At 42.7% G+C, this 13,698-nt stretch carries 13 protein-coding genes; 3 read left to right on the top strand and 10 right to left on the bottom strand.

The genetic code is table 11. The features are described from left to right. Positions 1-52: 52 nt before the first annotated feature. A complete protein-coding gene (locus O3602_RS04715) occupies positions 53-685 on the bottom strand; it encodes an SGNH/GDSL hydrolase family protein (RefSeq protein WP_003005680.1) in 633 nt (210 codons plus the stop codon). Further along, on the bottom strand, positions 686-1,534 hold the full coding sequence (locus O3602_RS04710) for an HAD family hydrolase (protein ID WP_371611244.1): 849 nt from the start codon (positions 1,532-1,534) through the stop codon (positions 686-688). Positions 1,535-1,935: 401 nt separating this feature from the next. Here O3602_RS04710 and O3602_RS04705 point away from each other — a divergent pair, with 401 nt between their 5' ends. Beyond that, positions 1,936-2,403 carry an 8-oxo-dGTP diphosphatase gene (locus tag O3602_RS04705; protein ID WP_000136624.1) on the top strand — a complete coding sequence of 156 codons (468 nt, stop codon included), beginning with the start codon at positions 1,936-1,938 and terminating at the stop codon, positions 2,401-2,403. A 389-nt stretch (positions 2,404-2,792) separates the two neighbouring features. On the opposite strand, the gene O3602_RS04700 is transcribed toward O3602_RS04705, so the two are convergent. The 8 genes from O3602_RS04700 to O3602_RS04665 all read right to left on the bottom strand — a co-directional run bounded on the left by O3602_RS04700 (position 2,793) and on the right by O3602_RS04665 (position 11,345). Further along, a complete protein-coding gene (locus tag O3602_RS04700) occupies positions 2,793-3,371 on the bottom strand; it encodes an HD family hydrolase (protein ID WP_371611275.1) in 579 nt (192 codons plus the stop codon). Between the two features lie 183 nt (positions 3,372-3,554). Continuing rightward, positions 3,555-4,271, bottom strand: a complete 717-nt coding sequence (locus O3602_RS04695) for a DUF554 domain-containing protein (RefSeq protein ID WP_371611243.1) — start codon at positions 4,269-4,271, stop codon at positions 3,555-3,557. A 23-nt stretch (positions 4,272-4,294) separates the two neighbouring features. After that, the gene (locus O3602_RS04690; RefSeq protein ID WP_371611242.1) at positions 4,295-5,959 is read right to left on the bottom strand and encodes a hypothetical protein; all 1,665 of its coding nucleotides are present in this window, start codon (positions 5,957-5,959) and stop codon (positions 4,295-4,297) included. 3 nt (positions 5,960-5,962) lie between these two features. After that, complete coding sequence (locus O3602_RS04685; protein WP_155170228.1) at positions 5,963-7,306, bottom strand: CapA family protein; 1,344 nt, start codon at positions 7,304-7,306, stop codon at positions 5,963-5,965. Positions 7,307-7,465: 159 nt separating this feature from the next. Further along, positions 7,466-8,008 (bottom strand): lysostaphin resistance A-like protein, encoded by a 543-nt coding sequence (locus tag O3602_RS04680; protein ID WP_371611241.1) that lies wholly within the window; start codon positions 8,006-8,008, stop codon positions 7,466-7,468. A 711-nt stretch (positions 8,009-8,719) separates the two neighbouring features. Next, positions 8,720-9,655, bottom strand: a complete 936-nt coding sequence (gene msrB / locus O3602_RS04675; protein ID WP_371611240.1) for a peptide-methionine (R)-S-oxide reductase MsrB — start codon at positions 9,653-9,655, stop codon at positions 8,720-8,722. 273 nt (positions 9,656-9,928) lie between these two features. Continuing rightward, positions 9,929-10,285 carry a helicase BlpT gene (locus tag O3602_RS04670; RefSeq protein ID WP_151378950.1) on the bottom strand — a complete coding sequence of 119 codons (357 nt, stop codon included), beginning with the start codon at positions 10,283-10,285 and terminating at the stop codon, positions 9,929-9,931. Positions 10,286-10,409: 124 nt separating this feature from the next. After that, the gene (locus O3602_RS04665) at positions 10,410-11,345 is read right to left on the bottom strand and encodes a dihydroorotate oxidase (protein ID WP_371611239.1); all 936 of its coding nucleotides are present in this window, start codon (positions 11,343-11,345) and stop codon (positions 10,410-10,412) included. A gap of 299 nt (positions 11,346-11,644) precedes the next feature. Between O3602_RS04665 and gdhA the strand changes: the two genes are divergently transcribed. Continuing rightward, positions 11,645-12,991 carry an NADP-specific glutamate dehydrogenase gene (gene gdhA, locus O3602_RS04660; RefSeq protein WP_003004977.1) on the top strand — a complete coding sequence of 449 codons (1,347 nt, stop codon included), beginning with the start codon at positions 11,645-11,647 and terminating at the stop codon, positions 12,989-12,991. A 279-nt stretch (positions 12,992-13,270) separates the two neighbouring features. Continuing rightward, on the top strand, positions 13,271-13,588 hold the full coding sequence (locus O3602_RS04655) for a hypothetical protein (protein ID WP_003013440.1): 318 nt from the start codon (positions 13,271-13,273) through the stop codon (positions 13,586-13,588). The last annotated feature ends 110 nt before the right edge of the window (positions 13,589-13,698 follow it).

The raw sequence follows: 13,698 nt of genomic DNA, 5'->3' as shown, positions 1-13,698 counted from the left end.
CTTCCTTTGAAGATCTGTCTGATTGGGCTTTTTTCACTCCCTATTTTTATCTCTATACTATCTCCTGTAGAGCTTGGGCTAGGATGCGATACCCGGCCACACTTAGATGGAGGCCATCTGTCGTATAGGCTTCTGCTAACTGCCCCACTTCATCCAATAAAGACGAATACACATCGACATAGCTGACCTGGTGGTAGGCTTGTGCCAATTCTTGATAAGCCTGATTGAGGGCTTGAATTTTTTCATTGGTCCGCACATAGACCTTTTGTTTGTAGCGCTCTTCACGACTCACCGGTAGAACCGAGATCAGGTTGATGTGGGTCAGCGGAAAATCTCTCATAATTGCTTGTAAGACCGTTTCTACGTTGTCCAAGGTTTCCTTTTGAGGAATTTCTTTTCCGATATCATTAGTCCCGATCAAGAGAAAGATCTGATCCACCGCCGTCCCAAAAACATGGGCGTCTAGATGCTTACGAAGGAGATCCGTCTTATAGCCTCGTACTCCTCGATTGACCATGTGTTTGGGACTTTGTAATAGTTCATGAATGGGGAAATACTCTACGATGGAGTCTCCGATAAAGATCAAACCAGGCTCCTTCAGAGGGGCTTGATTGAGCTCCCGATAGGTTGTTAAAATTTTCTCCTGCTCCTTTAAGAGCCAGTCTTCTAACAGTTGTACCGCCATCTACTTCTTTCCTTTCACTTGTTCCCAGGGGGTCAATCCTAGATACTCTTCGATCACCTGGTAGACACCGCCTTCTTGATGGCTCGGCGCTAGGTGTTTGGCAACAGCCTTGACAGCTTTTTCTGCATTGGCCACCGCATAGGAGTGAGCAGCCATTTCAAGCATTTCGATGTCGTTTCCGCTATCCCCAAAGGCCATGACCTGACTAGCATCGAGCTGCCATTTCTCCATTAATTGAGCCAGTCCCCAAGCCTTGTGAATACCTGCTTGTAAGAGATCCATGCTGCCGAAACCGCTCGAAACCGCCATGAGCTGATCTCCAAAAGCCTGTTGGACTTCCCGACGCACTTGATCAATACGATCCAAGCCAACCACCAAGCTCATTTTAAGCACCTGGTCAAACAAATCGGCTGTCAATTCCGGAACAAACTTCATTCGCTTGTACAAGGCTTCAATCACTTCCGGCTGCATGAATTTTTCAACTTCTGTAAAGACCGTGCCTTCCTTGACAAAGCCACCATTGACAGCTGATACAACCAATTGATCTGAAATTTCCCGGCCCTTAAAATAAGCAAGAACCGCCTCCACCAATTCCCGATCCCAGAATTTTCCTAGAACCATCTGGTCATTCTCAAAAATCCGAGCTCCGTTGGCGACGACCAAGGTCACCCGCTTGACCAAGGGACCCAAGAGCTGGCGCATGCGATGGATTTCATTTCCCGTCGCAATGACAAAGCGAATCCCTTTTTGATCCACGTGGTCCAACAGCCTTTCCAGACGTGGAAGATCCACCTCTCCTCGCTCATCTAATAAGGTCCCATCCATATCTGTTGCGATTAGTTTGATCATAACTCACTCACCTTTCACCTTCAAAATGAATCCAATCTTCACTCCTGTTTCTTATTTTATCACATTTAAAAGAATTCCTTTCTTTTCGGAGCACCTTCATTTTTCTAACAAGACTACAAGGGCAAGCAAAAAAGCTAACCTATCCTTACTAGTTAGCTTTAGAATATAAACAAACCATTTTATATTATAGATATATTTTTGAGTTAAGCCTTTATTAAGTCTTAAATTCCCCAATACATAACCTATACCATCCATTTCTTCAGATTCTTCAGATATCTTGATTTTATTATCAATTTTTCTTAAAGGTCAAACAAGACTCAAATTTGTCACAATCATAAATAGCATATAGTTCTTGACATATAGTATAATATATGAAAACACACTTGTCGGAGGTTGATAATATGACTGAAAAAATCAAAAACTGGGTTAATATTTGCGTTTTGAAAAATCAAGAAATTTTATTACTTAATAGACAGCACGATAATTTTCCTGGCTGGATTCCACCAGGGGGAAAAGTTGAATTCCCTGAAAGTTTTTTTGAAGCTGCATTACGGGAACTTAAGGAAGAAACTGGACTCACTGCATTAAATCTTGAATTAAAGGGAATTTCAGGCTTTACTAATTCAATTGGTAATGAGAGATTTGTCTTCTATGACTTTTTATGTACTCAGTTTACTGGTGAACTAAGTACATCTGCTGAAGGTGAGCCAAAATGGTGGAATCTAAAAGATATTGATAAAATACCAATGCAAGATGAAATAAGAAAAAGACTACCGCTTTATTTAAGAAAAGGAAGCTTTGAAAGTATTAACTATTGGGATGATAATAAGAAATGCATTAGTGAAAACAAAACAATTTTATTTGACTAATATTCTCTAAGGTATAATCCAATGTAAAAGTCTTAATCCATTAGTAATTTTTCTATACTTTAGTACTCAACACAATCTGTCTTTAATAACATATAGTTTAACGTTTTACAAAATAAGGGTATCTAATAAAAATCATCTACTCTGACAACTTTTCCTTGTATCTATAGATAGCTAAAAAGCCTTGGAAACAGCTTATTCCAAGGCTTTCTCTATATTCTATTGCATCAATTTCCTTATTCCGATTTCAGTTGTGACTAGTTTAATCATATATACTTACATTCTCCAGTTATAAATCTATCTTCTATATATACCATAGAAAAAGTAAAAAAAGACGTGCTGAATTGACACGTCTTTGTCTTTTATAAATCAATCTGTAGGGCCAGTTGTTATTAAAAATATAAGCCCTTTTCTACACTTTCCTGAACCAACTCTTCCGTCAGCTTCCATAGCTCTTTGGACTCACTTTTTATAAATTTTTTCTTTTCTAATACCATCTCTGAACGGATATGATCAGGATTATAATTTACTTCTGATACTTCCAAGTGATTGATCAGTGGTACCAATGCATCAATCACTCTTGCATATCTTGCCTCAGGACTCTGCCCTTTTTCAAACTCCAACCACGAATTTTTCATATTCACATATGTTGCTTCTGGAAGGAGGCTTATTGTTTTTTCTATAGATGCGAGCTCTCTATCATGAGCATGAAGCTTTTTTTCATCATCAAACACCCAAGTATCTCCGGCATAAATCTCTCCTAAATCATGAATCAGTAACATAGAAATCACCTTTTCCATATTCAATTTTTCAGGATAATAATCTTGCAGAACCATCGCAGCTATCGCACCCTGCCAAGAATGCTCGGCACTATTTTCAAACCGTCCATCAAGGGTTCTATTAAACCTTGTTACCGACTTTAATTTCTCGATTTCTTTAATAAATTCAACTGTCTGATTCAAATCACTCATGGCGACACCAACCTCCCTATTCGAAATTACGACTATCATACCAAAAATCAGGGTTTCCATAAATGAATTCCCATATTTGCAAAAAGAAAATATCCCCCTTTTTGGGAGTACCTTCATTTTTCTAACAAGACTACATGGGCAAGCAAAAAAGCTAACCTATCTTTACCGGTTAGCTTCTATTTTTCACCCAACAAAGGCCCAAATAATGGCAATTAGCACTGCCGGAAGAAGATTGGCGACCTTGATCCGTTTGCCCCAGATGAGATTGATCCCTACACAGAGAATGAGGCTGGAGCCAACTAGGGACAGATTCGAAAGGGCTTGTGGAGTCATGATCGGTGCGATCAAATGGGCCAAAAGCGTGATCAATCCCTGAAGGATCACAAGTGGTACCACCGCAAAGATTGCGCCCTTTCCTTTTGAAACGGTCAAGACTAGAACGATAACCATATCGAGAATAGCCTTGGCTAACAAGGTAGAGGTGTCGCCTGTCAGGCCATCCTGGACGGCTCCGACCACCGCCATAGCCCCGATACAAATGGTCAAGGCCGTGGTCATAAAGGCATCGACAAAGCTGGAATCGCCTTGGTTGCCCGTCTTTTCCTTCAGCCAGGTTCCCAGTCGCTCAAAACCCTCCTCAATCTTCAAGAGTTCCCCGATAACGGTCCCGATTACTAGACTCAGAATCAACATCATACTGCCGTGACTCTCCACATGACTTCCATGCACCACCAGCATCTTTTCCAAGGTCCCTGCAATACCCAAGACAAAAACAGCAACTCCTGTCACTTTCAGAAGGGTCTCATGAAAATCTTCTGATAAACGTTGACCGATGAGCAGTCCTAAAAGCCCACCAAATACAACTCCTAAGGCATTATAAAAGGTCCCTAAACCGATCATTTACAAACTCCTTCGTGCATTTTTCATTCTTTTTCAATTTCTTTCAAAGACCAGTGTCCCGTCTCTTCATACTGGTCAATCAAGTCCTTGGCTGTTTGCGTAATCTCCTCTGGATAATGCAAGCTTTCTAGAGTATTGACCGCATTTTTGGTCACCGCTGACCCTGGCTTGATCTGGTAGTCAAAGACGATCTTGCCATCCACATAGCGACTGTCAAAATGGTAATTATCATTGACTTCACCGGAGGCTGCGACCAGCTCAATATCATGGCTGGAAATCATGTAGAGACAGTTTTGGGCAGCCAACCAGCGGACAATTCCAAGGCCTGATCCGATCCGCTCGATGGTATTGGTCCCCTTAAAGAGCTCGTCAATAAAGAAGTAGTGAAAACCAGGCTTTTTCAGATGCTGAATCATACGCAAAATAGCTTTGCTCTCCGTGATAAAGTAGCTATCTCCAACTTCAATATCATCGCTCACATCCATAGCCGTTAGGACATGTCCGTAAGGAAGGGCTAATCTTTCGCCATAGGCAAAGCCTAATCCTTGAGCCAGAATGGCATTGATGGCGACAGTTTTCAAATAGGTCGATTTCCCGGACGCATTGTCCCCACTGATGACCATATTTTTTTGAAAATGCACATCATTCGCTATCGGATTGGACAGCAAGGGATGATAGAGCGTCTCGCCCTCAATGCCACCCGTTTCCGTAAAGACTGGCTGGCAGACCACTTCTAGATCCCGCTTGTGGCGCAAGAGGCTAATAGCGACTTCCATCTCCCCTAGCAGATCCAGAAGCTTCTGGGCCTCTTTTTGATGTGCCTTCACCTGATTGTAAATATAAACCTGAGCGATCTGCGGGAGTAAAAAGAGGACGTTGAGGTAGAGGAGAATAATTTCCATCTCAGAGGTCCCCGTTGGACTCTGTAAGACACTGGCAAGGATCCGCGTTTTCTTAAAGGGTTTGACTGCTTGCTTTAGTTCTTCTTGTTGTGGCAAGGCTAGACGGCTCAAGCGTTCTGCCGAAGCAAAGATGCGAACCAGATAGCTAACATTGTCCAGACGGATTTTATTGGACCAATTGCGCAAACTCGAAAAGACAATATTAAAGACCACACTGATCACCAAGAGGGTAATGGCCCCGACTGGCTCAAAGGGGATGGCAAAGAGACAGACAATAGGAAGGCAGGCCAAGGCTAGATAGAGGGGCAAACCTGCATAATGCTTGCCGGGATTTGCGACAATGCTCCGCGCCATGTTATGGTTCTTCTTGCCCAGTTGGTTGAAAATGACCTGGACCTTGAGGCGCAAATCCGGATGCTCTTCAAAGAAGGCTTCTAAGTCATGAAGCTGGTCCTGAAGCTGGAATTCCAGCAGGCGCATGTTTTGATAGAGAGCTTCTGCCCCAAGGCTCGATTGGGTATAGTTGAGCTGATCAAAGACCGAATCCAAAGCCAAATCATGCCAGGTCTGATCATCCACTTGGCTATCGATCGTCTTTCCCTTAGCCGGATAAGCCAGGCTGTCTATCAAACTTTCTTCTGTATCTTTCTTGCGAAAGAAAGGCGCTCCATCCCAAGCCTTCTTCAGCTTTTGCTTGAGACGGATGGCCGTAAGAAATTTGGTTGCCCAAATCACCACGATCAATCCTAGGATCCCAAGCAGGATCCAGTTCACATTTCCTTCCATGCTCTATTCCTTTCCACTCTGAGGCCAGTCCAAGTGAACATGTTCCTTCATTTCTCGGTAGGCCGTGTCCACTCTCTCCTTGGTCTCCTCATCCAGCTTGTTGCGGTATTTGCCACCCTGGATAAAATCTTCCAAGATATAGGTCTGGTACTTGTACAAGTCATAGCCTTCAGGAGAATAGGTGCCCTTCGGAGTCCGACTGACCCAGGTTGGATGAGCAGTAGCTGTCTTGATCTTTGTCTTGCGACCAACCTTTTCGATGGTCACATCCATCAAGACCCCTCGCTCTGTCCATTGGGCAGTCTCCACATCTCCCATAGTTTCCAGACGCTGATTGGACAGGAAATTCCCCATCGAGTAGATGATAAGCTTGTTTTGACCATCTTTATTGACCACTTCAGCAGGCTCTACAACATGGGGATGCCCACCAAAGACGATATCAGCTCCCCAAGAAACCATCTTGTGGTAGAGTTCTTTTTGCTCTTCTGTTGGCTCCAACTGGTACTCAATTCCCATCTGGGGCATGACGATAGTAATATCAGCCTCTTGCTCCGCCTTTTGGATCTCCGCCTTCATCCGCTCTTCATCCAGATCAGACAAGACATCTGCTTGCTCCTCTGGAGTAAGGGTCGTTTCCATTCCATTAAACCCATAAGCGTAGGCTAGAATAGCAATCTTGATGCCATTCACTTCCTTGATCACCAAGGGGGCCTGGCCTCTCTTTTCATGCGTGTAGACACCGACAGGGGTGATGCCTACATCTTCAAAGGCTTTGGCTGTCGAATAGACCCCTTCTAGACCTGAATCCAGGATGTGGTTGTGTCCCAAATCCATGACATCATAACCAGCATCCTTGATGGCTGGTACGACTTCGCTCGGCGCATTAAAGAGGGGATAACCTGACAAATAGTAATTGGGGTTAATGGTTCCCTCAAAATCGCCCAAGACCAGATCCGCCTTTTGTAGCCAGGGTTTGACATACTCATAATTTTCATGAAAATCATAGGTCCCATCTTCTTTTTGCGCGCTCATATAGACCAAATCATGATAGAGCTGATCTCCATTGGCCATGATCCGCGCTGTATGAGGAATCTGATCAGCCGGTGTTTTTGCCTTGTACACAACCTCTGGCCATTCGGTTGCGGTGATCGGAAAGCCTTGGAACTTTTGCACCCATAAGATGGCATTGGCCACGATAAAAACGACAGACAAGAGCACATAGATAAACTGTTCATTGGTCAGCTGAATCCTTGAAAAGAGACGATCAAAAGCCCAGTCAAAGGCTGCCGATAGCTCTTTCCCCATCTTTTTGATGATCCCTTTCACATTCTCCCACTTCTCTAACATTCCTACCTCTTCTTCGTACCTAGTTTCTCCAATGATCCGCCAACAAATTGAGCTGTCATTGAAATACTTTCTCTTCATTGTATCACAAATTTCCAGAGGAGAAAAAAAGTTCTGCAAAACAGAACTTCTAAATGATTTACTACTGAAACAATAGACTTGTCACACCAAAAAATGCCAGTAGATATAATTGTAGACGAAGATCCAAATTGGTTTCCAGTAAGGTAAAAAGTTGTAAAAAGCATGCAAGAGGATAACCAATCGTAGATCCCTGTGTTTTTTATAAATTTCTGCTAAGAATACCCCTCCAACAAAAAAGAGCAGGAAGGAGATCGGATCGCGAAACACAAACGCAAGATGAAGCCCTGAAAAAAGCAGAGCTGATACTAATACATCTAAATGAAAGCGACTATTTTTAAAAAAGGCATTCATCACATAGGCACGGCAAAGTAGTTCTTCCAAAATTGGACCAGTCATAATAGACTGAACGAATTTCAAAAAAACTACTATACCAGTTCCCTGCAAAAACACTGAATCTGGTAGTCTAGGTAATAAATCATCTGGTGCGGGAACAATATAGTTTTGAAATATTGTAGCAATCCACATCGTCATCATATTTAAAAGGAAAATAAGGAGAAAGTAAATCAGATAAGACCACTTCCATTTTGAAGCGGTAAACGTTATCGGAAGCTTTTCCCGTTTCATCCAGAGGATGATCCCAAAACTCAGAAACACCTCAAGAGCTAGCTGGATACAATAAAAAAAAAGCAATACTCCCACTGAATAAAGTTGTAATTTTTATCGCAGCCATTACTACAACAAATAAAGCCATAAAGGAAAAACATAGCAAGGCAATCGTATGTTTCAAATATTTCATAATTTCATCTCTACTTTTTTAATTTGGAATTTCATGAAAATGATATTTATTATAGCATAGATTACCTTTATTGAGAACACTTTATTTTAGTTTTTCTTTCGTTTCTAAAATATATAAAAGAGTCTTCCGCACCTTATAATGCAGATGAACTTTTTACATAAACCATCCTTAGTAAACTGTCAGAAAACCTCTTAATGATTGTTACTGATGCAAGCATCTACTGAAACTTTCTGCTGTGAGAAAAGTGCCTGAAATATAATTGTTACAGGCACACGGGAGTTTTGAAAGTAAAACAGTTCGGGGAACTGTTTTAGCCTGAGCCTAAAAATTGAAAAGCGAAGGGGTTCGAAACCAATTGAACACGGGCTGCGGATTGTATCAAAAAGATAAGTTTTCCTAGAATCAAAAGATTCTGCGTCAAACTTCCTATTTTGACTGTATCCGCGGACGCCCTTTGTATCTTAATTTAGTCATGGAACTTCTTCGAAGTTCGCTGACGTCCGTACTCACCTAAGGAAAGTTTCTAAGATGCTTTTCTATTATCTCAATGCTTTTGCCAAATAACCATATCCTTCTTGCTCCATCTCTTCTTTTGGAATAAAGCGCAGAGAGGCCGAATTGATACAATAGCGAAGCCCTCCTTGATCTTTTGGTCCATCGGTGAAGACATGGCCGAGATGGGCATTGCCTGAGCGGGAACGAACTTCGATCCGCTCCATTCCATGGCTATGGTCCTGGTAATAGTAGACCACATCTTTGGCAATGGGACGAGAGAAACTTGGCCAGCCACAGCCAGAAGCAAACTTATCCTTGGCAAAGAAGAGAGGCTCCCCAGTCGTAATATCCACATAGATCCCCTCTTCAAAGGTCTGATCATAAGCATTGTGGAACGGACGTTCCGTCGCGCTTTCTTGGGTGACTTGGTACTGCTCTGCTGTCAGTTTCGCTTTTAGGGTTTCTTGATCTGGCTTCTGATAGACTGACGGATCAATCAAGGGCTGCTCAGCATCCGTCACATCAATATGGCAATAACCTCCAGGATTCTTCTTGAGGTAGTCTTGGTGGTAGTCCTCAGCTAGGATGTAGTGGCGCAAGGGTTCCAACTCAACCGCAATTTTGCGGCCCAGTTGCTTCTCTTCTTCAGCAAACAGGTGGGCGATCACTTCACGATCTGCCTCATCTAGGTAATAAACACCAGTCCGATATTGGCGGCCTCGATCATTTCCCTGCTTGTTAATGGACAAGGGATCGATCACCCGGAAATAGTAGAGCAGAATCGCTCGTAGGGTGATTTTATCTGGATCGTAGATGACCTGAACAGTTTCTGCATGATCCGTTTCCTTGATCAGTTGGTAGTTGGTCGTTTCTACCTGGCCATTGGCATAGCCCACCGTCGTCTCTTCTACACCGGGGATCCGTGAAAAATATTCCTCTAAGCCCCAAAAACAGCCACCTGCTAGATAAATCTCTGCCATCTTTTTTCCTCGCTTCCTGCATTCCCCACAAGGAACACTTCTTATCTATTAGCTCCATCATAATCCAAGAGCCTCAGATTTTCAAGGATTCTGCATCAAAAATCCCTTCTACTATATGTAAAAGGGATTCAATCCTTCTTATTTTTCAAATAAGAAAAAGAGCGAGTAATAGAAGTTCCAAAACGATAGGGTTAACTGATGTAGAAAATCATGAAGGACTACCATGACCAACACCTCCTCTGAATATCTGTAGACAAACTCAAGGCACATCAACTATAAAACTACCGTCGGTCCATAGACCTGTAACTGAGGCTTCACAACCTCGTAATGCCAGTGATCATAAGCTCGCCAAGCTTGAAAGGCCTCTTCGTTCAAAGCTAGCCCACCCAGACCAATCAATAGACTGGCGGTCTGATAAAACTTTTCCATCTCAATCAACAGACGATTGTCTACCCGCCTAGCCTTTCGTAAACCTTTCAACATCTGATCTAGATTTTCTCGAAATCGAAGGGCATCTGGACTGGGAGTGAATCCTTTAGAAAAGGCTGTTTGAAGAAGGGTGATCTTGGTCCTTGCCTCTTGAATCACGTCCCTTTCTTCCATAGAAATCACCTTCCTTTGCACCTCCATTGTACACCTTTTTCTCTCTATAAAAATAGAAAATTCCTAAAACTAGGAACAGAATGTTCTCTCTTGACGAGAAACCATAAAAAACTTCCCCAAGTTTCCACTTGAGGAAGTTCTTTTCGAATGATTAGTCAATGTAGTGCAATTTCCCACGGAAGTCTTCCAGACTTTGATATCCTTTTTCTTCCATGATGACTATGAGCTCCGCAGTGATGCGTTCAAAAGCTCCTACTCCTTCTTTATGCAACGTCGTTCCGATTTGCACCATACTAGCCCCACAAAGGATATGCTCAAAGGCATCGCGACCAGTCAAGACTCCCCCAGTCCCCACAATCTGAATTTCTGGATTCAGACGTTGGTAAAAGGCATGGACATTGGCGAGTGCCGTTGGTTTGATGTATTCACCACCAATCCCACCAAATCCGTTCTTCGGACGGATCACCACGGATTCATCCTCAATGTAGAGGCCATTTCCGATTGAGTTGACGCAGTTGACAAACTTGAGCGGGTATTTGTTAAAGATCGCTGCTGCTTGATCAAAATGAACGATATCAAAATAAGGTGGCAACTTGATCCCTAGAGGTTTGGTGAAATAGGCAAAGGCCTCAGACAAGATCCGATCTGTCGTATCAAAATCATAGGCGATCTGAGGTTTCCCAGGGACATTGGGGCAAGATAGGTTCAATTCTGTCAAACCTTTAAAGTCACTGTCTTGCACCTTTTTCAAGATGGTATGGGTCTCTTCAGGAGACATGCCGACGAGAGATAAGAAGAAAGTCCGGTCAGGATCCGTTTCTTGCAACTCTAATAAGTAATTCAAATAATAGTCCAACCCTTGGTTAGGTAGCCCCATCGAATTGATCGAACCAAGCGGCACATCTTGGTAGCGTGGCTCTGGATTACCAGCACGGAATTCTAAGGTCGCTGTCTTGGTCACAAAGGTCCCAGCAGCTGAGTTCTTCACTTCTTCTAATTCCTCAGTGGTCATACAGGCTACACCTGCCGCATTCATCAAGCAGTTGTCAAATTCAAAACCAGCAATTTGCGTCTTTGTCGATACCATCTTGTACTCCTTTTTTGAAACACCACCAACAGAATCGTTCGGGATGCTCTCTATTTTCTTCTTTCATTATACCATCACTTGGAAGCTTCCGGACAATCAAAGCTAAAAATTCTTCCAAACATTCGGACTTTCCTACTAGTGATAAAATTTTCAGAAAATTCAACTTTTTTCTTTACAAGCCAAAAAAAGTCTGCTATAATGATCCATGTAAAAAAACATGACATTGTTTGTCAACTGTCTCAAAACCACTCCCCTAGCGGGTTTGCTGGTTTTCGTTTCATTCACAAAGGAGAATTAACATGACAACTGCTAAAGAATATATCCAAAGCACCTTCGAAACTGTAAAAGCTCGTAATGGCCACGAAGCTGAATTCCTTCAAGCTGTTGAAGAGTTCCTCAGCACTTTGGAACCTGTTTTTGAAAAACATCCTGAATACATCGAAGAAAACATTTTGGCTCGTATTACAGAACCTGAACGCGTAATTTCTTTCCGTGTTCCTTGGGTTGACCGTGAAGGAAACATCCAAGTAAACCGTGGTTACCGTGTTCAATTCAACTCTGCTGTAGGTCCTTACAAAGGTGGTCTTCGTTTCCACCCAACTGTTAACCAAGGGATCTTAAAATTCCTCGGTTTCGAACAAATCTTCAAAAACGTCTTGACTGGTCTTCCTATCGGTGGTGGTAAAGGTGGATCTGACTTCGATCCTAAAGGAAAAACAGACGCTGAAGTGATGCGTTTCTGCCAAAGCTTCATGACGGAATTGCAAAAACATATCGGTCCTTCTCTTGATGTCCCAGCTGGTGATATCGGGGTTGGTGGACGTGAAATCGGATACCTTTACGGTCAATACAAACGCCTTCGCCAATTTGATGCTGGTGTCTTGACTGGTAAACCTCTTGGTTTCGGTGGTAGCTTGATCCGTCCAGAAGCAACTGGTTATGGTTTGGTTTACTACACTGAAGAAATGCTCAAAGCAAACGGCGACAGCTTTGCTGGTAAGAAAGTCGTGATCTCAGGTTCTGGTAACGTTGCTCAATACGCTCTTCAAAAAGCAACTGAACTTGGTGCAACTGTTATCTCTGTATCTGACTCAAACGGTTACGTGATCGACGAAAACGGTATTGACTTCGACCTTCTTACAGACGTCAAAGAAAAACGTCGTGCACGTTTGACTGAATACGCTGCTGAAAAACCAACTGCTACTTACTACGAAGGTTCTGTATGGACTTATGCTGGTAACTATGACATCGCTCTTCCATGTGCAACTCAAAATGAAATCGATGGCGATGCTGCAAAACGTTTGGTCGCTCAAGGTGTGAAAGTTGTCTCTGAAGGAGCAAACATGCCAAGTAACATCGATGCCATCAACGTATACAAAGAAAATGGTATCCTTTACGGACCTGCTAAAGCAGCTAATGCTGGTGGGGTTGCTGTATCTGCTCTTGAAATGAGCCAAAACAGCCAACGTCTTTCATGGACACGCGAAGAAGTGGACGGACGTTTGAAAGACATCATGACCAACATCTTCAACACTGCTAAAACAACTGCAGAAACTTACGGTCTTGGTAAAGATTACCTTGCAGGTGCCAACATCGCTGCCTTTGAAAATGTCGCAAATGCGATGATTGCACAAGGTCTTGTATAATCAATCGATATTTTTCTTTGAGACCTTCGGGTCAAAGCCTCTCAACTCCTGAAACCAGTATGTTTCCGGAGTTTTTTTTGTAGCTACCGACCTCTATCAAGTCAACCCGACCAAGGGAGAAAAGCCATTTTTAAGACAAGGGGTTCGACCTTCTGTAGTGGGGAGATGTAAGCCCTCTCTTTTTCTGTATCTTTTTCTAAAAAAATTTTATTTTTTTTACTTTACCCCCTTGCATTTTTAATAAATTAGTATTAAACTATAGCAAAAGGAGGTGTGCTTATGTTTCTTTTAGCTCAAGAAAAATCAGATACGATCGAATTCCTTAAGTCTGAATTGGTCCAATTACTCTCCAATATGCGACAAGAAATCGCAGCTAGCCGTCAATCACAGACCGGCGCAGCTTGCCATCATATTGAATGTTGCATGGACAAGATCCAAAGGGCAAAAAGTTCCGTAGCCATTGCCCTCCCGATCGAATCCTTAAATCTTGAAATCACGACTATGCTGCGCAAGCAACTCATCGTCTTGCCACCAGATGCTCGAAAAAATTGGGACCAGATTAAAAAGCTGGATTTCAAATACTGCCACTTAAAATAGACCAAAAAAGAAAGTGGGACAGAAATCGGTAATTCGTTAGAATTCGATTTCGTCGTCCCACCTCCGCACAGTTGAGTAGGGCTGTAAAAGCTGATGAAATCAGCGTAGTA

The sequence above is a fragment of the Streptococcus sp. 27098_8_186 genome (assembly GCF_041432055.1).
Lineage (GTDB): Bacteria > Bacillota > Bacilli > Lactobacillales > Streptococcaceae > Streptococcus > Streptococcus dentalis.
This window is presented reverse-complemented; position numbering and strand designations above follow the sequence as displayed.

What these genes read in the sequence shown, in the direction of transcription:
- O3602_RS04715 (WP_003005680.1), bottom strand. Translation starts at nt 685, where the DNA reads ATGGCGGTACAACTGTTAGAAGACTGGCTCTTAAAGGAGCAGGAGAAA.
- O3602_RS04710 (WP_371611244.1), bottom strand. Translation starts at nt 1,534, where the DNA reads ATGATCAAACTAATCGCAACAGATATGGATGGGACCTTATTAGATGAG.
- O3602_RS04705 (WP_000136624.1), top strand. Translation starts at nt 1,936, where the DNA reads ATGACTGAAAAAATCAAAAACTGGGTTAATATTTGCGTTTTGAAAAAT.
- O3602_RS04700 (WP_371611275.1), bottom strand. Translation starts at nt 3,371, where the DNA reads ATGAGTGATTTGAATCAGACAGTTGAATTTATTAAAGAAATCGAGAAA.
- O3602_RS04695 (WP_371611243.1), bottom strand. Translation starts at nt 4,271, where the DNA reads ATGATCGGTTTAGGGACCTTTTATAATGCCTTAGGAGTTGTATTTGGT.
- O3602_RS04690 (WP_371611242.1), bottom strand. Translation starts at nt 5,959, where the DNA reads ATGGAAGGAAATGTGAACTGGATCCTGCTTGGGATCCTAGGATTGATC.
- O3602_RS04685 (WP_155170228.1), bottom strand. Translation starts at nt 7,306, where the DNA reads ATGTTAGAGAAGTGGGAGAATGTGAAAGGGATCATCAAAAAGATGGGG.
- O3602_RS04680 (WP_371611241.1), bottom strand. Translation starts at nt 8,008, where the DNA reads ATGAAACGGGAAAAGCTTCCGATAACGTTTACCGCTTCAAAATGGAAG.
- msrB (WP_371611240.1), bottom strand. Translation starts at nt 9,655, where the DNA reads ATGGCAGAGATTTATCTAGCAGGTGGCTGTTTTTGGGGCTTAGAGGAA.
- O3602_RS04670 (WP_151378950.1), bottom strand. Translation starts at nt 10,285, where the DNA reads ATGGAGGTGCAAAGGAAGGTGATTTCTATGGAAGAAAGGGACGTGATT.
- O3602_RS04665 (WP_371611239.1), bottom strand. Translation starts at nt 11,345, where the DNA reads ATGGTATCGACAAAGACGCAAATTGCTGGTTTTGAATTTGACAACTGC.
- gdhA (WP_003004977.1), top strand. Translation starts at nt 11,645, where the DNA reads ATGACAACTGCTAAAGAATATATCCAAAGCACCTTCGAAACTGTAAAA.
- O3602_RS04655 (WP_003013440.1), top strand. Translation starts at nt 13,271, where the DNA reads ATGTTTCTTTTAGCTCAAGAAAAATCAGATACGATCGAATTCCTTAAG.